Annotated in this window: 17 protein-coding genes; 3 read left to right on the forward strand and 14 right to left on the reverse strand. The window is 67.1% G+C overall.

Annotated features, from left to right (window positions below):
* Positions 1 to 31: 31 nt before the first annotated feature.
* From ACIN94_RS03275 to ACIN94_RS03290, 4 genes are all read right to left on the reverse strand, one after another.
* Positions 32 to 1,171, reverse strand: coding sequence for a winged helix DNA-binding domain-containing protein (locus ACIN94_RS03275; RefSeq protein WP_400698929.1), 1,140 nt, complete (start codon positions 1,169 to 1,171; stop codon positions 32 to 34).
* 596 nt (positions 1,172 to 1,767) lie between these two features.
* Positions 1,768 to 2,811, reverse strand: a complete 1,044-nt coding sequence (locus ACIN94_RS03280) for a trypsin-like serine peptidase (RefSeq protein WP_400698931.1) — start codon at positions 2,809 to 2,811, stop codon at positions 1,768 to 1,770.
* Between the two features lie 155 nt (positions 2,812 to 2,966).
* Entirely contained in the window at positions 2,967 to 3,149 is a 183-nt protein-coding gene (locus tag ACIN94_RS03285; protein ID WP_400699943.1) for a DDE-type integrase/transposase/recombinase, read from the reverse strand.
* Positions 3,150 to 3,187: 38 nt separating this feature from the next.
* Positions 3,188 to 3,598, reverse strand: coding sequence for a MerR family transcriptional regulator (locus ACIN94_RS03290; protein WP_400698934.1), 411 nt, complete (start codon positions 3,596 to 3,598; stop codon positions 3,188 to 3,190).
* A 47-nt stretch (positions 3,599 to 3,645) separates the two neighbouring features.
* Here ACIN94_RS03290 and ACIN94_RS03295 point away from each other — a divergent pair, with 47 nt between their 5' ends.
* Entirely contained in the window at positions 3,646 to 4,470 is an 825-nt protein-coding gene (locus ACIN94_RS03295; protein ID WP_400698937.1) for an MBL fold metallo-hydrolase, read from the forward strand.
* On the opposite strand, the gene ACIN94_RS03300 is transcribed toward ACIN94_RS03295, so the two are convergent.
* From ACIN94_RS03300 to ACIN94_RS03315, 4 genes are read right to left on the reverse strand one after another with little or no spacing between them, the layout of a single operon-like run.
* Positions 4,467 to 5,318, reverse strand: a complete 852-nt coding sequence (locus ACIN94_RS03300) for an ABC transporter permease (protein WP_400698940.1) — start codon at positions 5,316 to 5,318, stop codon at positions 4,467 to 4,469. The two genes, ACIN94_RS03295 and ACIN94_RS03300, sit on opposite strands and share 4 nt — an antisense overlap.
* Positions 5,315 to 6,199 carry an ABC transporter permease gene (locus tag ACIN94_RS03305; RefSeq protein ID WP_400698943.1) on the reverse strand — a complete coding sequence of 295 codons (885 nt, stop codon included), beginning with the start codon at positions 6,197 to 6,199 and terminating at the stop codon, positions 5,315 to 5,317. The genes ACIN94_RS03300 and ACIN94_RS03305 overlap by 4 nt, the downstream gene beginning before the upstream one ends.
* Positions 6,196 to 7,359: an ABC transporter ATP-binding protein gene (locus ACIN94_RS03310; protein WP_400698946.1), complete on the reverse strand. Its 1,164-nt coding sequence runs from the start codon at positions 7,357 to 7,359 to the stop codon at positions 6,196 to 6,198. The genes ACIN94_RS03305 and ACIN94_RS03310 overlap by 4 nt, the downstream gene beginning before the upstream one ends.
* Before the next feature lie 10 nt (positions 7,360 to 7,369).
* Complete coding sequence (locus tag ACIN94_RS03315; RefSeq protein ID WP_400698949.1) at positions 7,370 to 8,575, reverse strand: spermidine/putrescine ABC transporter substrate-binding protein; 1,206 nt, start codon at positions 8,573 to 8,575, stop codon at positions 7,370 to 7,372.
* A 389-nt stretch (positions 8,576 to 8,964) separates the two neighbouring features.
* On the opposite strand from ACIN94_RS03315, the gene ACIN94_RS03320 reads away from it, so the two are divergent.
* Entirely contained in the window at positions 8,965 to 10,005 is a 1,041-nt protein-coding gene (locus ACIN94_RS03320; RefSeq protein WP_400698952.1) for an aromatic acid exporter family protein, read from the forward strand.
* Between the two features lie 190 nt (positions 10,006 to 10,195).
* On the opposite strand, the gene ACIN94_RS03325 is transcribed toward ACIN94_RS03320, so the two are convergent.
* From ACIN94_RS03325 to ACIN94_RS03345, 5 genes are all read right to left on the reverse strand, one after another.
* Positions 10,196 to 13,900, reverse strand: a complete 3,705-nt coding sequence (locus ACIN94_RS03325; protein ID WP_400698955.1) for an FHA domain-containing protein — start codon at positions 13,898 to 13,900, stop codon at positions 10,196 to 10,198.
* Between the two features lie 49 nt (positions 13,901 to 13,949).
* A complete protein-coding gene (locus ACIN94_RS03330; protein WP_400698958.1) occupies positions 13,950 to 14,429 on the reverse strand; it encodes an HPP family protein in 480 nt (159 codons plus the stop codon).
* A gap of 350 nt (positions 14,430 to 14,779) precedes the next feature.
* Complete coding sequence (locus tag ACIN94_RS03335) at positions 14,780 to 15,550, reverse strand: TIGR01458 family HAD-type hydrolase (RefSeq protein ID WP_400698962.1); 771 nt, start codon at positions 15,548 to 15,550, stop codon at positions 14,780 to 14,782.
* A gap of 326 nt (positions 15,551 to 15,876) precedes the next feature.
* On the reverse strand, positions 15,877 to 16,428 hold the full coding sequence (locus ACIN94_RS03340; RefSeq protein WP_400698965.1) for a hypothetical protein: 552 nt from the start codon (positions 16,426 to 16,428) through the stop codon (positions 15,877 to 15,879).
* Positions 16,429 to 17,003: 575 nt separating this feature from the next.
* A complete protein-coding gene (locus ACIN94_RS03345) occupies positions 17,004 to 17,546 on the reverse strand; it encodes a TIGR03086 family metal-binding protein (protein WP_400698968.1) in 543 nt (180 codons plus the stop codon).
* Here ACIN94_RS03345 and ACIN94_RS03350 point away from each other — a divergent pair.
* The gene (locus tag ACIN94_RS03350) at positions 17,545 to 17,976 is read left to right on the forward strand and encodes a DUF6597 domain-containing transcriptional factor (RefSeq protein ID WP_400698971.1); all 432 of its coding nucleotides are present in this window, start codon (positions 17,545 to 17,547) and stop codon (positions 17,974 to 17,976) included. The two genes, ACIN94_RS03345 and ACIN94_RS03350, sit on opposite strands and share 2 nt — an antisense overlap.
* A gap of 328 nt (positions 17,977 to 18,304) precedes the next feature.
* On the opposite strand, the gene ACIN94_RS03355 is transcribed toward ACIN94_RS03350, so the two are convergent.
* Positions 18,305 to 20,059 carry a glycoside hydrolase family 15 protein gene (locus ACIN94_RS03355; protein ID WP_400698974.1) on the reverse strand — a complete coding sequence of 585 codons (1,755 nt, stop codon included), beginning with the start codon at positions 20,057 to 20,059 and terminating at the stop codon, positions 18,305 to 18,307.
* Between the last annotated feature and the right edge of the window lie 599 nt (positions 20,060 to 20,658).

Raw genomic sequence — 20,658 nt, forward strand, 5'->3', positions numbered from 1 at the left:
GCATCCGACGGGATGCCAGGGCGCCGCCTGATCACCCAGGGAGCACCCGGACCTCGGCGCTGGGCAGTGTGGTCCACCAGCGGTCGTGGCGTCGGTAGACCCGGGGGTCGCGGCTGGCCAGGAGTGCCACCAGCGACCGGGCCTCCGTAGCGAGTCCTTCCCATGTCTCGGCCGGTAGGCGGTGGAAGGCGGTCGCTTCGATTCCTCCGTCGACCGGGCGCCATACGCCGGCGACGTACCCGTCGACCAGGAGTGTCGGCAGCACGTCGCCGTTCGACCGGGTCACGAGCTTGCGGTACTCCGGCGGAATGACGCGGCTCCGGTCGGCGTAGGCCAACAGGATGCTGTCCCACATGGCCATCAGTCTGGGCGGAGCCGGCGTGTCCTCGGCAGGGCGCGGTGCGCCGGGGACGTCGAACAGCTCCGTGCCGTCGGGTCCTTCCAGCCGTTCCAGTACATCCGCGAGAGCAGCCAGGGCGTCCCGTGCCCTGGAACGCTGGACCAGGGCGAACTGTGCCACGTCCGCCACCGAGGCGGGGCCGAATCCCTCCAGGTAGCGCAGGGCCAATGTCTGCAGGTACTTGTCAGAGGTGTCTCTTCCCCCAGGCGTCGGCGGTGTCCCCGCCGCGACGTACGACGGCCGCGGACCGAACGACCACGGTCCGCCCGTAGGGGCGTGCAGCAGTGGTGCGAACGACCGCACCGCCCACCACACGCCCTTCGGGGGAACCCCGAGCCGCTCGGCGATCCATGCCTGGACCTCATCCGCGGTACGGGGCCGGCCCGCGAATTCCAGCAGGTCCGGGAGTAGGACGTCGGCGTCGGCGGCGCGGAGCCCGCTCACCGTGAAACGAGGATCGCCCAGCCTGGCGGCTCGCAGCGTCGGCTGCATGGCGGCATGCATGGCCGGATGGTCATCTGCGTGCACCACGTGCAACGTGATCCGCATCAGCGTCGCCTTGACCAGTGTGCGGTCGGCGAAGGCAACGTCGAGGTCGACCGGGTCGAAGCCGGCAAGCCGGTTCCACAACGCAACGTACGGCGAGGCGGGCTGCTGCGCCTGCAGAGCGACCACGCGCCTGGCGGCGTCGACGACGCCCAGTCGCTGCCGCCCCAGAAGCAACTGCCGGGCGAGCGTGGCGCGATTGAGCTCCTGCGCGGTGATCCTCACGACACGTCGCCACTTCCGTGCGATGCGGATCTTTCCAGCCCGTAGGGGGTGCAAGCGGTCACCGTGGAAAGCTACACCGTCCCGCAGCCGGGCCAGACGCGGCCACTAGCTGCTTTCCGGGACATCTGCCGGCGGCGCGTCCTAACAGTCCGGCTGGACGAAGCCTTCCTATGGCTGCACGGATGTGAAGGAATGACGCCACAGCAAAACGATGCTTTCGATACGGCACGCGGCCTTGGGTGATCCACCGCTCCACCGTTTTGGCGTCCACCTCGACGGCTTCGGCCAGTGCGTCGACCGTGGTGCCGTGTTCGAGAAGGGCCGCGCGCAACCGCTCGTTCGCCATCTCACCTGCCGAAAGAGGGGACATCCAGGGACCTGCTTCCCACCTCGTTCGCGCCGTTGCCCAAGCGCGGGATGGCGGAGCAGGTCTTCGGCACGCTGATGCCGCACCACATCGATGATCTACTGGCCGAGACCCCGTGTTCGACCGTGACCAGGCCGACCCTCGGCCCCGCGGGGCCGAGGGTCGGTGGTGGTTCTGCGGGCTTACGGGAGCTGTGACATCCCTCGGGATCGTCGGAGGCCGTGCCCGGTTACACGATCGAGCCGGTCCAGATCCCGCTGGCGGTACCGTAGACCGCGCGCAATTGGCCATCGAAGTACGGGGAGACGCTCGTGTCGTAGCGCAGGTTGCCGTCGGTGTCGGAGACGCTGGTGGTGATGCCGTTGAGGTAGCCGAGGTGGGCGCGCTTGTCATAGGAAGACAGCCAGGACGAGCCGAGGGAGCCTTCACCGGTGAACCGAGAATCGACGCCGATGATCTGGTCTGCAGGCAAGTTGGTGATCCTCATGCCGAACGTCGGGCCGCTGGACGATTCGATGGTCTCGCCCGTGTAAGGCTGCTTGCCGTCCGGGTGGGGGCCGGCCGGGTAGCCGAAGACGTCGACCGAGGTGCCCGCGGTCAGGTTGAAGGCCAAGCCCTGTCCGCCGACGTTGTCGCCCAGCCTCCCGAGGTCGGTCAGCTCCCCTGAGGGAGAGGAGACGACGCCGCTGTAGACGTTGACGAAGGCGTAGTTGCGGTCGTGATCGGTGTACGTGCGGAAGTCGTAATGGGTGGAGGCCTGCTTTCCGACGTAGAGGCCCCACGGAGTCGTGCCCGCGGAGTAGCCGGGAACGAAGACCCACTTGTCGAGTGTGGTGGCGTTGCCCTGGATGTCGTACACGCAGTGCCCCGCGGTGGCGACCAGGTTGCGGTAGGCCGAATGCACGGCGGTGCCCGTGCACCAGTGCGGCCGGCCGTCGGCGTCGACGAAGAACACCTTGCCTGAGGCAACGGGCGTCTTGACGTTCGGCGGACCGGAGGTGCTCGGGGCCAAGGGCGCGATGTAGCCGGATTTGCCATCGGCCGGGACGCCGGCGGTCGGAACACGCTCGCCGACGACCACGGTCTGGACGTTGTACGGAGTGGCGTTCCTCAGGTTGGCCCCGCCGTCTCCAAGCCAGAACGCCGCGACCTGCTGAGCGGTCGCTATATCGGGGACCAGAGAGTCCGTCACCGCATCGGCGGCCCAGGCCGGTGCGGCAACGAGACTGGAGCTCAGCAGTCCGGCAGCTAATACAACTAACATGCGCTTCATTCGTCATCTCCAGGTCTGCTCATGCGAGTGGTTCACGGCTCATGCATCGGTGGTGAAATCCAGCAACCACGGTCGAGGGCAGGCCAAATGCCATGACCGGGGCATCACGCTACCGGTCCGCCTCATGATGATCCACGGCTTTTGTGTGCCGTCTGTTATGAACTGCGGGGTGATGAGTTACCCGATTCGCGGATATGAATCTCCCAGTGCACCATGTGCCGCGAGAAAATGTCGATCACCACGTATAGGTTGAAGAACTGGCCGCGCGTGGGCACGGACAATTTCGTGATGTCCCACGACCACACGTCATTCGGGCCGTGCGCCGGCCTCGTGGTGATTCCTCAAGGTCACTCCGAGACGAGGCAGAACGGATGGCCTACGGGATCGGCTCCGGAGCGTAGATGTTGCGCACGGCCCGTCTGAAGTCCGGACACTCGCCGAGCGGCTCGTGCGTGCACGTCGCGGCGTGGCGGAGACTCTCACGCATACGGGTGAGCCGGCCGATCTGCTCGTCCAGGCGTGGAAGCTTCTCCGCCATCCGAGCGCGCAGCTCGGTCTGCTCGAGCCCGGACTCCAGGAATCGGCCGATCTCGGCGATCGTGAATCCGGCACTGCGCGCGCAGGTGATCAGACCGAGGCGTTCCATCACCTCCGGCCGGTAGGTCCGGCGCAGGCCGTTGCGACCCGTGGACGTGATGAGCCCCTTCTTCTCGTAGAACCGCAACGCCGACGGTGCCAGGCCGGTCCGCGCCGCCACCTCGGCGATGTCCAGCAACGCCTCGTTCAACGGGGCTCCTTGACTTGAACTGCGCTTCAAGTTGCAGTCTAGGCGGCATGAACATCCATCATCTGAACCTCGGGTCGATGCGCAAGATCGACCCCACGTATGACGCCCTCTCTCCGGAGCACGTGGTGTGTCACGCACTCCTCGTCGAAACCGATGCGGCAGGCCTGGTGTTGGTGGAGACGGGGCTGGGCCTGGGTGATGTGGAACGACCGCGGGAGTCCCTGGCCCACGACTGGATGCAACTTGCCGAGCCGCTGCTCGACCCAGCCGAGACCGCCGTACGTCAGGTCGCCAGACTGGGGCACGATCCTGCTGATGTACGGCATATTGTCCTGACGCACCTGGACGTGGACCACAGCGGCGGGATGCCTGACTTCCCCCAAGCCAGAGTCCACCTCCTGGAGTCCGAACGACGGGCGGCGCTCGCGGAGGCTCCCAGCCGCCGCTACCGTCCGGCGCATTGGGCGCATGAGCCGCAATGGGTCACGTACGGCACGGACGGAGGTGAGAGATGGTTCGGATTCGACGGCGCCCGGCTGTTGGAAGGGCTTCCGCCGGAGATCCTTCTGGTGCCGCTCGGCGGACACACCGCCGGCCATGCCGGAGTGGCGGTACGTGACAACGACCGGTGGTTGCTGCACGCCGGCGACGCGTACTACTACCACCGCGAGCTCGACCTCATCGATCCCCACGGTCATCCACTGCTGGACATCCTGCAGTGTGACGCCCAGGTCGACGAGGCCGAAAGGGTGTCCACGCAGGCGCGGCTACGCGCTCTGATCTGCGATCATGGAGATGAGGTGGAGGTCTTCTCAGCTCACGACCCATGGGAGCTGGACCGCCACCGCTCCCGCTGGTCGGAGAGCGGCTAGCGGTCGCGGCGGTGCGCCACCACCTGGGCGACGAGCACGACGACGACGGTCATGACGAACATCAGCGTCCCGATGACGTTGACCTGGGCCGGTACGCCGCGACGTGCGGAGCCCCACACGAACATGGGGAACGTCACCATGCTGCCGGAGTTGAAGTTCGTCACGATGAAGTCGTCGAACGACAACGCGAACGCCAGCAGTGCGGCGGCGACGATCCCGGGCATGGCCAGCGGCAGCGTCACCCGGCGGAAGGTCCGCCATCGGTTCGCGTAGAGGTCCATTGCCGCCTCTTCCAGGCGCCCGTCGAAACCGGCCAGCCGGGCCTTCACTGTGACGACGACGAAGCTCAGGGAGAACATGATGTGGGCGATCAGGATCGTCCAGAAGCCGAGCGGCATCTTCAGGTTGACGAACAGCGTGAGCAGCGACGCACCCAGGACGACCTCCGGGGTCGTCATGGGCAGGATCACGAGAAGGTTCGTCGCACTCCGGCCCCGGAATCGGTGCCGTGCCAGGGCGAAGGCGATGAGGCTGCCGAGGACCGTCGCCCCGATCGTGGTAAGCGCCGCGATCTTCAGGCTCAGGGAGAGCGCCGTGCACATGCCCTCGACGCCACAGAGGTGGGTCCAGTTGTGCCACGTGAACTCGTTCCACGTGTAGTTGTAGCGGCCCGCCGGGCGGTTGAACGACAACATGAGGACGACCGCGATGGGCAGCAGCAGGTACGCCACGGTCGCCATGGCCGCGACGAGCACGACATGCCGTGCGACGAAGTCGAGTACCCGGCGCAGCGGCCCCCGTCGCGCCGGACGTAGGGCCGGACGCTCCACAGCCTGGGTGGTCGTCATACGAGCTCCTCGGTGCCGGCTCGCCGCACGTACACGGCCACGAGCACGATGATCATCGCGATGAGGGCGACCGACAGCGCCGCCGCTGTCGGATAGTCCATGGTACGGAGGAACTGGCTCTGGATGACGTTGCCGATCATGTACGTCTGCGGGCTGCCGAGCAGTTCCGCGTTGATGAAGTCGCCGGCGGCCGGGATGAAGGTCAGCAACGTGCCGGCCACGACACCTGGCAGCGAGAGCGGGAACGTCACCTTGCGGAACGTCGAGAAGCTCGACGCGTACAGGTCGCCGGCGGCCTCGATCATGCGTCGGTCCAGCTTCTCCAGACTGGCGTACAACGGCAGCGTCATGAACGGCAGGAAGTTGTAGGTCAGGCCGCAGATCACCGCGAAGGGAGTCGCCAGTAGGCGATCCTGCGCGCCCAGGATGCCGATGCTGTGGAACACGCCGACGACAGGGCCGGTGTCGCTCAGGATCGTCGTCCAGGCCAGGGTCCGCACGAGGAAGCTGGTGAAGAACGGCGCGATGACCAGGACCAGGAGCAGGTACTTGAAACGACCGACCTTGAAGGCCATCGCGTAGGCCAGCGGGTACCCGATCAGCAGAGCGGCGACCGTGGCGATACCGGCGTATTCGAACGACCGCACGTACCACAGCAGGTAGGCCGACAGCGCCTCGGGGTAGTTGCCGAACGCGAACGTGAGCCGGTAGCCGGTGGCGAACGACCCGCTCTGCAGCGACATCGACACCAACGTGACCAGCGGCACCAGGAGGAAGAAGGCCAGCCACGCAAGGCCGGGTAGCAGGAGCAGGTATGGGGTGGGGATGCCGCTCCGCCGCCGGCGCACCGGCTCGGTTACGGCCTGCCCGGCCGTGGTCACGGCTCGGCCCCGACGGCGCCCGCGGTCGCCATTTCGAGCCGCGCCTCGTCGCCCGCGGTCGCCTCCTCCGCACCGTCGAGCGCGAAGGTGTGGGCGACGTCCCAGTGCAGCGTCACCTGCTCGCCGGCGGGCAACCGGGCCCCGGCGGAAAGATTCTGAGCGAAGGCCATCACCTCCTGGCCCCACGGCAGGCGCACCTGGTACTGCGTTCCGATGCCGGTGAAACTCGAATCGACGACGCGGCCGGGCACGGCGTTGTGATCGGCCGGGACCGGTGACTCCGCGGTCGTGATGTGCAGCTTCTCCGGACGTACTCCCACGTACACCCGGCCGGACGGCGCGTGGTTACGAGCGGCGGGGACCACGATCCGGTGGCCGGTGACGTCCACCACGAGATCGTCGGCACGGCGTTCGCCCACCTGGCCGGACAGGAGGTTGGAGTTGCCGAGGAAGTTCGCGACGAACGTCGTCCGCGGGTTCTCGTACAGTTCGACGGGACTGCCCAGCTGTTCCAGCCGGCCGTTGTGCATGACCGCGATCGTGTCCGCCAGCGTCATCGCCTCTTCCTGGTCGTGCGTGACGAGCACGAAGGTGAGGCCCACTTCGGTCTGGATGCGCTTGAGCTCGATCTGCATCTGGCGCCGCAGCCTCAGGTCGAGCGCGCCGAGCGGCTCGTCGAGCAGCAGCACCTGCGGTTCGTTCACGATGGCCCGGGCGAGCGCGACCCGTTGCTGCTGTCCACCTGACAGCTGGGCCGGCCTGCGGTTGCCGTAGCCGCGCAGCTGCACCAGCTCCAGTATCGCGTCGACTTTGGACGCGATGTCCTTCTGCCGCCGCTCTCGCAGTCCGAACGCGACGTTTTCGAAGACGTTGAGGTGGGGGAAGAGCGCATAGTTCTGGAACACGGTGTTCAGTGGCCGCTGGTGCGAGCGCAGGTCGGTGATGTCGCGCTCGCCGAGAAAGATGCGCCCGGAGGTGGGCCGCTCCAGCCCTGCCACCATCCGCAACGTCGTTGACTTCCCGCAGCCGGACGGCCCGAGAATGGCGAAGAACGAGCCTTCGGGAATGGTCAGGGACAGGGCGTCGACCGCCGTCGTCTTGCCGAACCGCTTGGTGACATCGACGATCTCAAGTGCTCCGGTCGGTGTGTTCATGGTCATCGGAGCTCCACTACAGGCCGGTGGTGCGGTCGAACGCATCCTGGTACTTCTGGTTCTGGTCGGCGCTGAGCGGCATGAACCGATGCATCATGGCCATCATCGCGGCGTCCGGGAAGATCAGCTTGTTCTCCGCAAGATCCGGTTCGACCTTGGTCATGGCCTCCTGCGCGCCGCGGACCGGGCAGAACGCGTTGATGTACGCCGCCGCCTGCGCCGCCACCATGGGGTCGTAGTAATAGTCGATCAGTTTGTGCGCGCCCTCCGGGTCCCTGGCGTGGGCCGGGATCATCATGATGTCCTCGCCGAGAGTGGATCCCGACTCCGGGATGAAGAACTTGATCTTCGGGTTGTCCTTGCTCAGCTGGACGACGTCGCCTGCCCAGGCGAAGCACGCCGCGAGGTTGCCCTTGGCGAGGTCCGGCGCGTAGTCGTTGCCGGTGAACTTGCGTAGTTGCCCTGACTTCAGCGCCTTGTCGATCTTCTCGAGTGCCGCGTTGAACTGGTCGTCGGTGAACTTGCCCGGGTCGGCGCCCATCGAGAGCAGGAGCAGGCCGACGGTATCGCGCATCTCGCTGAGCAGCGCCGTCTTGCCCTTCAGATCTGGGGCGGTGAGCAGCTCGTCGACCGTCCGGACGTCCCGGCCGGTGACTTCGGTGTTCACGGCGATTCCGCAGATCCAGCCCTGCCAGGCCATGGTGTGCGTGCGGCCCGGGTCGAAGGCGGGGTCCGCGAACGCGGGCAGCAGGTTGCCGGCGTTTGGGATCTTGTTTCTGTCGAGCTTCTCCGCCCAGCCCAGCTCGATCATGCGCTGGGCCAGCCAGTCGGTCGGGCTCACCACGCTCGCCGTGAGCCCCTGACCGCTTTCCAGTAGCGGCCGTATCTTGGCGAACCATTCGTCGTTGCTGTTGATCTCCGCGACGTAGCTGGCCTTGATGCCGGTCTTCTTCGAGAACTGCTCCAGGCTCGGGATCCGGCCGTTGTCGTCGGTGTCGATGGAGAGTGGCCAGTTCGCCCAGACGAGGCTCCCATCACCGCCGGTGGAGGCGGCGCCACCTGCTCCGGACGCAGCCGGATCAGCACCGCAGGCGGCCAGCAGCCCGGCTCCTGCCACGCCCAGTCCCGCCAGGCCGACACCGTGCAGGAAGTCCCGGCGACGAAAAGCGCGCCGGGGAGTGACACCAGGCGTTCCGCCTGTGGCTCCCATGTCATTCACCATGGGGTCTCCTCCGCGTCCCGAACCGCACCGGCCGAGGCTCGTGCTCTCCGTCGCGGCCGAGGGGCTGAACACGACAGTGGCAGGATCGCCGCCAACTGATGGATTCCTCTGATATATGGATCTTCTAAGACGGATATCGTTGCGGATAGGCTGAGGGGTCACGGATACAAAAGTCAAGGGTCTCCGGTGACCTGGGCATTACCGGGCCTGCGCAACGCAACGGCGACCCGGGAGCAGGCCGTGGCCACCCTGACCTTCGCCGAGTGGTCCGAACTAGAGGAATTCAGGGCAAATGTGATCCCAATGTCATAAAGATCCGCCATCGTGGAGGAGTGCGGACGTGGCTCGGTGATCAGGTTAGGAAACGGCTGGGCACGTTTGGCCTGATTGTGCCCTCCATCGCGCAGTGTGCCGTGGGCGCCGCGCTGGCCTGGATCGTCGCCGTTCATCTGCTCGGCCACACCCACCCCCTCTTCGCGCCCATCTCCGTGATGATCTGCGTGGGTGTGGGGCTCGGGCAGCGGCTGCGCAGGGTGGCCGAGCTGGTGGTCGGCGTCAGCCTGGGCGTGGGCATCGGCGACCTGCTGGTGTCCTGGATCGGCTCGGGCCCCTGGCAGATGGCGCTCGTGATCGCGCTGGCGATGACCATCGCGGGGCTGCTGAACAGCGGTGAGCTGTTCGTGTCGCAGGTCGGGTCGTCCGCGGTGCTGGTCGCCATGCTGGTGCCGGGCGAGGGCGTCGGCGGGCTGGACCGGATGGCCGACGCGCTCACCGGCGGCGTCATCGGCATCGCCGCGGTCGCACTGCTGCCCGCCAGCCCGCTCACCATCGCGGGCAAGCATCTGTCCGGTGTGCTCGACGCCCTCTCCACCGTGCTGGAGCAGGCGGCGGAGGCGATCGAGAAGTGCGATATGGACCTGGCCGCCGAGGCCCTGGAGTGCGGACGCAGGACCCAGACGGTGGTCGAGGAGTTCGAGGCGGCGCTGGAGAACAGCAAGGAGATCATCATGATCTCGCCGTTGCGCTGGCATCACCGGGCCAGACTGGCCAGGTACGAGACCGCCGCCGTACCGGTCGACCTGGCGCTGCGCAACGCACGGGTGCTGGTCCGCCGCACGCTCGCGGCGCTGGGTGAGGCCAGCCCGCCACCGGCCGCGCTGGCCGAGTCGCTGCGTGAGGTCTCGGAGGCGGCGCTGCTGCTCCAGCTCGAACTGGGGGCTGGGCGCGAACCGATGCTGGCCAGGCAGGCGTTGCTCGCCGTCGCCGCGCGGGAGCGGCCCAGAAACCTGGGCTTCTCCGCGAACGTCACCATCGCGCAGCTGCGCTCCATCGCCGTCGATCTGCTCGAGGCGACCGGGATGGACCACGACGCGGCCTCGGCCGCGCTGACCCCGCTGGACGAGTCGAGCGACGAGAGCACGCCCGGCTGAGGCCGAACAGCCCGAAGGCTCGTCAGATCCGTGAGACGGTCGATTGTGGCGGAGAGAGCGTCGCCGAAGGCCGTGATGCATCGGCCGACGCCGTACCCGCGGGCGGGGCCGGCGTAGTACTGGAAGTTTCCAGCGTCGGAGTCGCCGGCGATGGCGTTGCAGTAGCTCTTGCCCCTGTCGCGATCGAGCGTCAATCGGGAAGCGGTAGTGGACCGCCGTGGCCGGGCAGGCCCCGGTCGACCGGGATCGCCTCCTCGACCGCACCGTCGGCGGTGACGCCCTGGCCGCGGGTCTGCTCGGCGAGGCGCTGGTAGTAGGCCGAGACCGCAGCGAGCGCCTCACGTGCCGCGTTCAGCAGCGTGGCCCCCGCCTGCTCGACGACGTCGGCCTCGTGAATCTCGAACGCCCGAATTCCTTCCAGCACAGCGGTTTTCAGGTCGCGCAGCAGTTGGACGTCGACGTGCGCGTAGGTGCGGCACAGCGCCGTGATCCGCCGGAAGTCGTCCCCGGCGAGCAGTAGCTCCTTAACGGCGGATACGGAATGCCGGACCAGCCCGACATCCGACCGCGCGGACATGGCGGCGAGATCGGTGTCGAAGGACCGGATGTCCAGATGCGGGTCGCAGAAGCCGACGGTGAGTTGCCACAGGGCGCGCAGGTCCTCGTGCACCAGCCCGTCCAGATAACTGACCAGGAACCGCCGGTGCGCCTCGAGGACGTACTGCGCCTTGAAGGGCGTCAGCTCCTGGGGATCTTCGCCCGAGGTGGTGACCGACGTGGTGAATCCGTAGTCGGCGGTCAACGCGTTTTCCATGCCGACCAGCAGGTACACGAACCGTACCCAGGTCCGGAACAGTTCTTCCAGCGGCAGCGCGTGCAGACCGTCCTCGGTGAGCACCACGCCCCACCGGGCGCCGAACTGCAACCGGCGCAGATGGCCGATCTGGTACATCGCGAGTTGGGAGTCGATCTCGGCGTGCGCGTGGTGCAGCACTTTTCGGTACGCCGCGGTCGCGTCGAGCCCGACGTGATTGCGGATGATGTGCGGCCCGCCGATGTGCAGGTGCAGGAATTCGCTGACGTCGAACACCGCGCCGCCGATCGCCATCCAGTAGCCCGCGTCGGAGGTGTTGTGCTGCGCCAGATCCGACACCTCGAAGCGGGGACCCTGCTGCGCGTGGCCCAGATAGGTGGTGAAGACGTCCTCGCTCAGACGTCCGTCGGCCACCAGCCGGCGGAGGAATTCGCGGCCGTCGCCGGGCACGATGTCGGTCAACGCCGTCAGGACGGAGACGGCGAACCGTGCGCTGCCGCACACGTAGACGGATGCGCCGAGGCCGCCGTCGTCGGTGGACCGCAACAGCTCCCAGAGTGCGTCCGCCTCGGCGCGGATCACATCGTCCACCCGGCGCCGCTGTCCGGCTTGGACGACGTGGCGCCGGCCGTCGAATCCGATCGCGGCATCGGCGCGGGAGAACGCGACGGAGAGTTTCAGCCGGCCCGCGGCCGCCGCCGCGTCCAGGTCTGCGCGCTCGACGAATTCCTCCGGCGTCCGGATGCCCAGATAGAGCCGATTCTCGCCCGGCCCGGTGCGCGCGGCGACGAACCCCAGGAACGGGGCGATCCCGGAACCGGCCGCGAACATGACGACGGGCCGGGCGGGATCGGCCGGCAGCCGGAACCGGGGCGTGGGGACGATCTGCAGCGACAGCCGTTGCCGACCCTCGACGCTCGCCCGGCGCAGGAAATGCGATGCCGTGCCTTGCCGTTCCCGCGGGTACGACCACGGCGTCCGGGCGGAGGTGTAGTCGAGGCCGGCGACCACCAGCTGCAGCGTGGTGGCCGGTTGGCCGGGCGGCGGCGCCGAGGCGATCGAATACAGCCGGAACGGCTCGGGTGGAATCACCGCGCAGAACGCGTCGTCCTCGCGGGGATCGGCCTTCCACAGCCGGGTGACGTCATATCCGCCCGCGTACAACAGGTTCAGGACGTCCCACAGCTCCCACTGGTCCTCCATACGGGCGTCCACCACTCGCTGCCACGAGCCCACGGCTGTCAGTTTCACCAGCCGTTTCGCCACCTCCCGTCCGATCGGCCGGAGCCGGGCGAAGCGCAGCAATGTCCGCAGCGGCAGCACGTCGACCTCGCCGTAGCCTGCCCGGCAGGCCACCGCCGCTCGCCATTTCGGGGTGAGCCGCACCAGCTCCTCGCCGGTCGCCTGCAGGGCGGCGACGGTGCGGCGCACCAACTCGTCGTCGTTCTCGGCCAGCACGCCGACCCGGTCACCGGGCAGGTGGTGCACGCCCTGCCCGGTGACGTCGATCTCCAGATAACAGGTCCAGGCGCCGGACTCCGCGGTGACGGCACGGCCCCGACGGGCGGTCCCGAACACCACCGGCGGACCCACCGGTGGGCGGCGCTCCTCGCGGGCGATGGCCAGCTGGTCGTCCACCTTGTCCCAGGTCCGGTCCTTGAACAGTCCGGTGAACCGGGCGCCGGTCGTCACCTGCCGGCCGACCTTGAACGCCACCTCCAGAAAGCCGTACGTCTTGGCGCGGTGCAGGCCCATCCAGCCGCGGTCGCCCACGTAGGCGTCGAGCATGGCGTTGTAGATGCCGCGCAAGGTGCTGTTGCGGGTGTCCTCGACGTACTGGCGCACCGACACCTCGCGCAACGCGGCCACCAGCTCCTGCCAGTGCCGCGGGAAAAATCCGGCGAGGTAGACGCTCTGTCGCCCGACCAGCGAGCCGTAGTCTCGGCGCTCGAGAAACGCGTCCAGCGCGTGGATCTGCGGTTGCGCGGTGCCGCTCGGGCTGGGCGCGCCGTCGAAGATCGGGACGCCAGCGGTGCCGACCGTCTTGGCCCACAGCACCTGGTCGAGCGGATACCGGGCGCGGGGGTTGGGATCGATCTTCGGATAAATGGCCTGGGTGACGTGCTGCAGCCGGTCGAGGATCACCAGTAGCGCGCTCTCCAAGGCGGCCGGATCGTCCGCGACAACGGCCTCCTGAGCCTCCAGCATGGCGCCCAGCACGGGCGTGAGCCCCATCGCGAACTCGGTGGTGACCAGGTAGAACACCCGCTCCGCCGGGTTGTTCCAGGTCGGCACGAGCAGGTCCATGTTGTCCAGCGCCCGCGGCCCGGCGGGATCGCGCAGCCGCCAGTTGTAGAAGAACAGATCGATGTAGGAGACGGCCGGGATCTCCTTGCCCAGTCGGCGCGAGACCGTGGTCCACGGCCGCAGCAGCGACTCGGGCAGGGCGGTCGGCGGATCGATCGCCATGTACTGATAGGCGTGGGCGAAAACGCCGAGCAAGGTCGAGGCGCGCAACAGGTACCGGTCGGGCAACGCCGCGGGCTGGGCGTCGAGCACCGGCATCGCATCGAACGCCTGGCGCAGCGACAGCCGACGGAACAGGTCGGGGAGCCGGTCGGTCATCTCGTCCCAGGCTCGGTGCGATTCCGGGAAGGCCTGCAGCGGCGGATCGGCCGGCAGAAATCCGTGCGCAAGCGACAGGAATCCATCGAGTTCGTGCCCGACCCGCCGGTTGTGCGCCTCGGCGGCCTCCACCACGCGTCGTGCGGCGACGCGCGGCGGCGCAATCGGCCGCAGCACGGTCAGCTGGTCCCGATTGACGAGCGACGTCGCCTCCGGGTCGAAGAACGTCCACGTCAGCTCGTATCGGCCGATGCGCATTCGATCCCCGGGAACGAGCACCCGGCGCGTCACCCGCGTGTCGTTCACGTAGGTTCCGTTGGAGCTGCCGAGATCGGTGAGCACCAGCTGGTTGTCGACGATCTCCAGCCGCGCGTGGCGCCGGGAGACGGTGCCGTCGTCCAGCACCACCGCCGCCGTACCGCTGTCCCGGCCGAGAGTGGCCGGCAGCGCGCACACCCGCTCGCGGGTCTCTCGGGTGTGCCGATCAGTGAGGATCAGCCGGAGTTCAGGAATGGTAGATCACCGCACGGCACAGATCGGCCCGGGACAGCGTGCCCACAAGGGTCCCGTCGTCGACCACGGGAAGCCTTCGGATCCCGCGATCGATCATCACGATCGCCGCCCGGGCGAGTTCGTCGATCGATCGGACCGTCGCCGCGTCGCGCACGACGAGGGGGTCGATGACGCGGTCGGCGAGGGCGCGGCCCCGCTCCAGGAAAATCCGGAACGCGTCGGCGAGCGTGCCGCCGGCGGCGGTCACGTCGTCGAATCCGGGCAGCATGGCCCGCACCAGGTCTTCCTCGGATAGTGACCCGACGAACCGGCCGTCGTGGTCCAGGACCATCAACTGGCCGACCTCCGACACACTGACCACCTCAGCCGCCCGCCGGATGGTCGCGCCGAGCCGTATGTAGGCCGGGAACGCCGTCATGACGTCGCTGACCAGCACGCCACCTCCCAGGTCCGCCCTGCGGTTGTCCCGCACAATTGGTTACCTGGCCAATCATCCGAAACGATCATTCGTGAGTATAAATCCATCACGAATGCGGTGTACACCCACCCGGACGCGGTCGGCATACATCAGGTCGGCCACTTAACGCCGGTACTTTCTCGGTGAAGGCTCCCTCTCTGTCAGACCGCAACGAATCTCATCGATGCCGGGGTCGTGGCTGGAGAACGAGATTCACTCGCCAGTCGCAGAAACCACCGAGAGATACCGGCTGAAGAATTTTGGCCGTGAAGAATTTCACGATTGGGGCGGGGTCCATATCGACTTTCACGAGCTGGTTCTCATCGATCGCGCCGCAGGGACCTTGTCGTCAACGAGTGCTGCGCTCATCCGCTGAGCAGAACGGGCAGGTTTGAGAAGGAGTCGATGATGTGGTCCGGGGCTGGGCTGGCGGTCTCGTCGCGGGGGAGGTATTTGCCGGTCCGGACGAGGACGCCCGTGATGCCACAGCGCTGTGCGGCGAGTACGTCGGCCTCGACGTCGTCCCCGATCATGACCGTCTCTTCTGGGCGTACGGCCAGCATGTCCAGCGCTGTCTGGAAGAAGGCCGCCGCCGGCTTGCCCACGACCTCGGCCTCGACGCCGGCGGCGCGTTCCAGGCCGAGCAGGAAGGCGCCGCCGTCCAGTTGCAGCCCTTGAGCGGTCCGCCAGCAGAGGTTGCGGGCCATGGCGACGAGGCGTGCTCCGCGCTGAAGGTCGCCAAATGCACGGTTGACGGCCTCGTAGCTGAACTCCGGGCCGGCGCCGCCCACGACGAGCACGTCGGGGTCGTCCTCGACGAGTTGCACGCCGGGAAGATCGTCACGGATGTCGCCGCTGTTCAACAGGGCGCAGCGGGCTTCCGGATATCGTGCGGCGAGGTAGGAGGCGGTTGCGGTGGGTGCGGTGAGGATGTCGCCGGGGCTGATGTCGAACCCGGCATCGAGCAGCCGGGCCGCGATCTCGGCCCGGGTGCGTGAGGTGGTGTTGGTCAGCAGCTTGACGGCCATGCCCATGTCGCGTAGGCAGGCCAGCGCTTGAACCGCGCCGGGGATCGGCCGCCAGGAGATGGTGAGCACGCCGTCGATGTCGATCAGGACGGCCTTGGGCATCGTCATATTCCGAAGGTATCCCCGGGGACCTCGGCTCGGAATCTGCCCCGGCCCCCGGATCACACGGCCGCCACAGCGGCCCCGGCAAGAGGCGCAAACGCTGATCAGTCCCGATCTGTCAAATTCCGGCAGATCGTGATATTCCCACAAAATCAGGAAGTGGCCCCGGGAGGATTCGAACCTGCGGCATATCAGACATTGTGCTGCGTCGAGAACTGCCGTCAGATGGCATTCCAGGGGCGCGGAAAATGCCCATGATCCCTACCAGGGTGGCCACACTGCTTCGCTACCCGTCAAAGCCTCTGGCCGACGGTAGTTTCTTCTACGTTTCTTCAGTCCTGACCACCCGGGTCGCCGTGCGCTCGCCGGCGTCGGCGGTCCCGGCGACTGCGGAGAAGGATCAACGCCGCCGCCTCGCCCAGCCTGTATTTGTAGGTCCGACCGGACCGGTCCGCTTCTTTCCCCTTGAGCAACGTCTGTACATACTTCTTTCCGATGCTCGACTTTCCGAGGAGACTTGCCAGTTCGTGTGCTGTGACAAGGGTTTCCGCCAGTTCGACCTCCGCAGGCCCAGAAGGTGGGAGGGACGGCGTCGCATCGTCTGATGGGGGCTGCGCATCCTCGGTCAGTCGGGTCCGTGTCTTGAGGTGCCATTGTGCGATCCGCCGGTCGATGCGGTCGTCGATGCGGTTGGCGACACGCGCTTGCACCAGTGTGTCGAGTCGGGCGCTGAACCGGCTGTCGAAGTAGGCGTCGAGTTGTTGTTTGAGATGCTCGTTCTCCCATGCCTGTATTCGTGCATCCACCCGGGACTGGAACTCCCATTCCGTCCGCTCCTGAGACCACTCCTCGAACCACCGTCGAACCAGCGCCTTTAGTCCCACGTGTACCCCTCGCCAGGAGAAAGGGAAGGTGCAGATGAACGCACCATACGGAGCGGCATTCATTCCGGATAGGTGATAGTTGGGCATGGTTTCGTCTCTTCGGAGAGACGGAGATCAGGATTGATCCTTCAGCCCTGGCTCTGCAGGAACTGGCCTCGATCTTTCTCGACCTTGACGCAATGCCGCTAAGTTAAGCCACCGTCGGGAGTTCTTCGAGCTTGATCGTTGGTGGGCTGGTGTGGGTGATGCCGACGTCGCCGGGGCGTTTGACCCAGTAGGAGTTGTGGCGGGCGCGTTTGACGACGCGGGGACAGGTCCGCATCCGGCGTTGCGGGTTGAGTCCCCCAGGATCTCGGCGAAGACGGCAGCAGTGATCGCGGATAGGCGGTCAGGGGGAAAAGGCCGCCGGATCGTCGATCCGGCGGCGGGCGACCCGGACGGTCCGGATGAAGCTGACCCGGTCAGGGTCGTGCTCGGCCTCATCAGCGGTCCGGCACATCAACTCCCGGATCGCGTAGTGGTCCCACAGCCGCCAGGAGTAAAAGCCCGAGTCCGCCCGGGAGGGCTGGAGTAGATCACGGTGTCCAGGCCGGATCCCGGCCGATGACGCCGAGCAGGCGGTCGAACCGCGGGGCGTCGTCCGGCACCGCCACCGGCGGCCCGAAGGCGCCGCGCTGCCTGCCCGTCTCCGCCATCTGGTCAGTGAAGTGCAGCGCCCGCGAGACGGCCTCGGGGTCCGGCTCGTACTCCTGACCGGTGGCCCTGGCCAGGTCCCAGCCGTGCACGACCATGTCGACGAGGTACATGTGGGCCAGCATGGTCATCGGCAGGCCCATGCCGGGGCTGGTCCCCTCCCATGCCTCGGGCCGCGACCAGGCGGCCAGCATGCGCTCCGCTCGCTCGGGGAAGTCGCCCGCGTAAGGCCCCTGCTCGACGTTCGGCCCCTTGCGACCCAGCGACTCGAACATCTCCGCTACCCACTCCAGGTGGTTGATCAGGTCTTTGACGTCGAACTTCGCGCATGGCGTCGGCGACCCGAACTGCTCTTGCCGCACCGCGCGCACCAATCCTGAGGTACGTTCGGTGGCGCGCGTCATCAGCGGCATCATTTCGTCCATGGCAGCCATGGTGCCCCGCCTACCCCAGGCGAGGCTTGTAGAAACGCGACAGCGCGGCTGGGTCGACCCGTACGCGGGGCTTACCGCCTTCGATTTCGCCCGTCAGGCGCCATCGCTCGAAATTTCGGCGTATGTGGAGCACTTCTGGGTCGTCACCTGGACCGACCTCGCCGAGCCGTACGAACAGCGCATCGTCTCGCAACCCATCGTGAACATGACGATCACCCAGAACTTCCACCGGATCGCGGGAGTGATCAAGGGCGGGTTCTCCTACACGATGCGGGGCAGTGGCCGCGTGCTCGGCACGCGCTTCCGCCCCGGTGGCTTCCGGCCGTTCCTCGGCGGCCCGGTGTCCCAGCTGACCGGCCGCTCCGTGGAGATCGGCGAGATGTACGGCGCAGCGGGCGCGACCCTGGTCGTGGATAGGTGATGAGAGTGCAGGCGGCGGCCCGTCGCCATGTGGGGGCCGGATGGGTCAGCAGTGCAGCCGTCAGCGCCTCCAGGTCTCCGGCCAACTGCTCGGCGAACCAGTTCAGGTTGGCATGGCCGGCGAGAACGAAGTCGAGCCAGCGTTCGTACCAGGCAGTGATGGCGGGCCGGGTGGAGCGGCAGGGTCGACTCCGACCCTGCCAGGATCGCGCGGCGTGCGTTCCCGCCCGCTACTGCGCCTTCCTGTGCCGCATCGGATGTGTGATCACATCAAACCGGCACTCCTGTCCCTGGCGTGAGCATCAAGCCGGTGAACGTTCCGGGCGGCACTAGCTGAGCGCCAGGGCCGTATGGATCAGATGGAGGTGGGTGAACGCCTGAGGGAAGTTGCCCAGATGGCGCGCCTGGACGGGGTCGTACTCCTCGGCGAGCAGGCCCACGTCGTTGGTGAGGGCCAGCAGCCGCTCGAACAGGTCCTTGGCCTCGTCCTTGCGGCCGATGAGGTCGAGCGCTTCGGCCAGCCAGAAGCTGCAGGCGAGGAAGGCGCCTTCGGCTCCGGGCAGGCCGTCGATGTCGTTGCTCTCGGAGATCGGATAGCGCAGCACGAAGCAGTCGGTCATCAGCTCGCGTTCGATTGCGTCGATCGTGCCGATGACCCGGGGGTCCTCAGGAGGCAGGAAGCCGACGATCGGGATGAGGAGCAGCGCCGCGTCGAGTTCGCGAGAGCCGTACGACTGGGTGAACGTGCCGCGCTCGGGGTCGAAGCCCTTGTCGCAGACCTCGGCGTGGATCCGGTCCCGCATGGTCCGCCAGCGCTTGAGGGGACCGGTGTGGCCGAGCTCTTCGATCGCCCGTACCTGCCGGTCGGCCGCCACCCACGCCATGACCTTGGAATGGACGAAGTGCCGCCGCGGGCCGCGAATCTCCCACAGGCCCTCGTCGGGCTGGGCCCAGCTGCGCTCCAGGAAGTCCATCAACTGGCAAACGATGGACCAGGCGTAGTCGTGGGCCGGCATCCCCAGCTTACGGGCCCGGTAGAAGCAGTTGACCACCTCGCCGTAGACGTCGAGCTGAAGCTGGCTGACCGCGCCGTTGCCGATCCGCACCGGCCGGGAGCTTTCGTAGCCGGGAAGCCAGTCGAGCGTCTGCTCTGGCAGGCGCCTTTCGCCTGCCACGCCATACATGATCTGGAGGTCCTCCGGGCGGCCCGCGATGGCGCGGAGCAGCCAGTCAAGCCAGGCGCCCGCCTCGGTGACGTATCCGGATTCGGTCAGGGCGTTGAGTGTCATCGCGGCATCGCGCAGCCAGCAATATCTGTAGTCCCAGTTACGCACCCCGCCGAGATGCTCGGGCAGCGACGTGGTGGGAGCCGCCACGATGCCGCCGGTCGGGCTGTAGGTGAGCGCCTTGAGCGTGATGAGGGAGCGGACCACGGCGGCGCGGCAGCGGCCTGGGAGCCAGCAGCGGGAGACCCACTTCTCCCAGAAAAGGCTGGTCTTGGTAAGTTGCTCGCTGGGATCGATGCAGTGGGGTTCCGGCTGGTGCGAGGGGTGCCACGTGAACACGAACGACCGGCGTTGCCCTGCGGCGATCGTGAAGGTGCCGGTGTGCCGATCGCCGCTGCCCTTCAGGTGGAGGGGGGCGTCGATCCAGACCGAGTCGGGCCCGCCGATGGCGTGGAGGCGGCCGTCGAAGCGGCGGACCCAAGGGATGATCCTGCCGTAGTCGAACCGGATGCTGATCTCTGTGGTCATGTCCACCGTCCCGGACACGCCCTCCACGATCCGGACCAGGGCGGGGTTGTCGTGCCGGGGGGGCATGAAGTCAATGACCTTGACGGTCCCTGTGGAGGTCTCCCATACGGTCTCGAGGATCAGCGTGTCGTTGGCGTACGCGCGTCGCGTGGCCATCTCGTGCCCGGCGGGGGCCAGCCGCCAGAACCCGTTGGACTCGTCGCCGAGGAGCTTGGCGAAGCATGCGGGGGAGTCGAACCGGGGAAGGCAGAGCCAGTCGATCGATCCGTCGCGACCGACGAGGGCGGCTGACTGCGTGTCCCCGATGAGGGCGTAGTCCTCGATCCGCATGTGGACCACACTACTCGCCGGGCGGCGCGTCATCGCTCGGGCGTGTCTTCGTGTGAGGGCCTATGCCACCGGACGCCATATCTTCATGAACACCTAGGCTAGAGCTTTGCTACCGCCTTGCTACGAACCACTCCTGACATCAACACGCCGGGGCCCTGGGCTCGTTCCGGGGCCGTCTGCATTTCGCCGGTCCGCATGTCGTACTCAACCGGTGGTTGATGTGACGGCCTCCGCACAATGATCTTCATCGGAGAGCGCCGGCTCGCTCCACGGACGTCTGAGTCGCCGGTCACACCTGGGAAAACGTAGTCAAGATCATCACGTGCATGCTCCGTGACCGCTGACATACAGCTGCCTACAGCGGCATCGAGCTGCCTGCGACTGTCGAGGAGCGAAAAGCGAAAGCCCAGGTCACTGGGTGTTTTCACTGGTCAGAAGAGTGCCCCCGGCATGATTCGAACATGCGACACCCGCTTCAGGAGAGCGTGGGCGGAGTCGACTGCTTGCCCGGGCTGACTTGCTTCAAGCCTCTATAGAGGTCATGGCATCCGCCGGTGTGGCGGGTGTGGCCTGCGCACCAATTTGGCCCAACTCGGCTG

Origin of the sequence: Streptosporangium sp. NPDC087985, assembly GCF_044741965.1 — a bacterium.
Lineage (GTDB): Bacteria > Actinomycetota > Actinomycetes > Streptosporangiales > Streptosporangiaceae > Streptosporangium.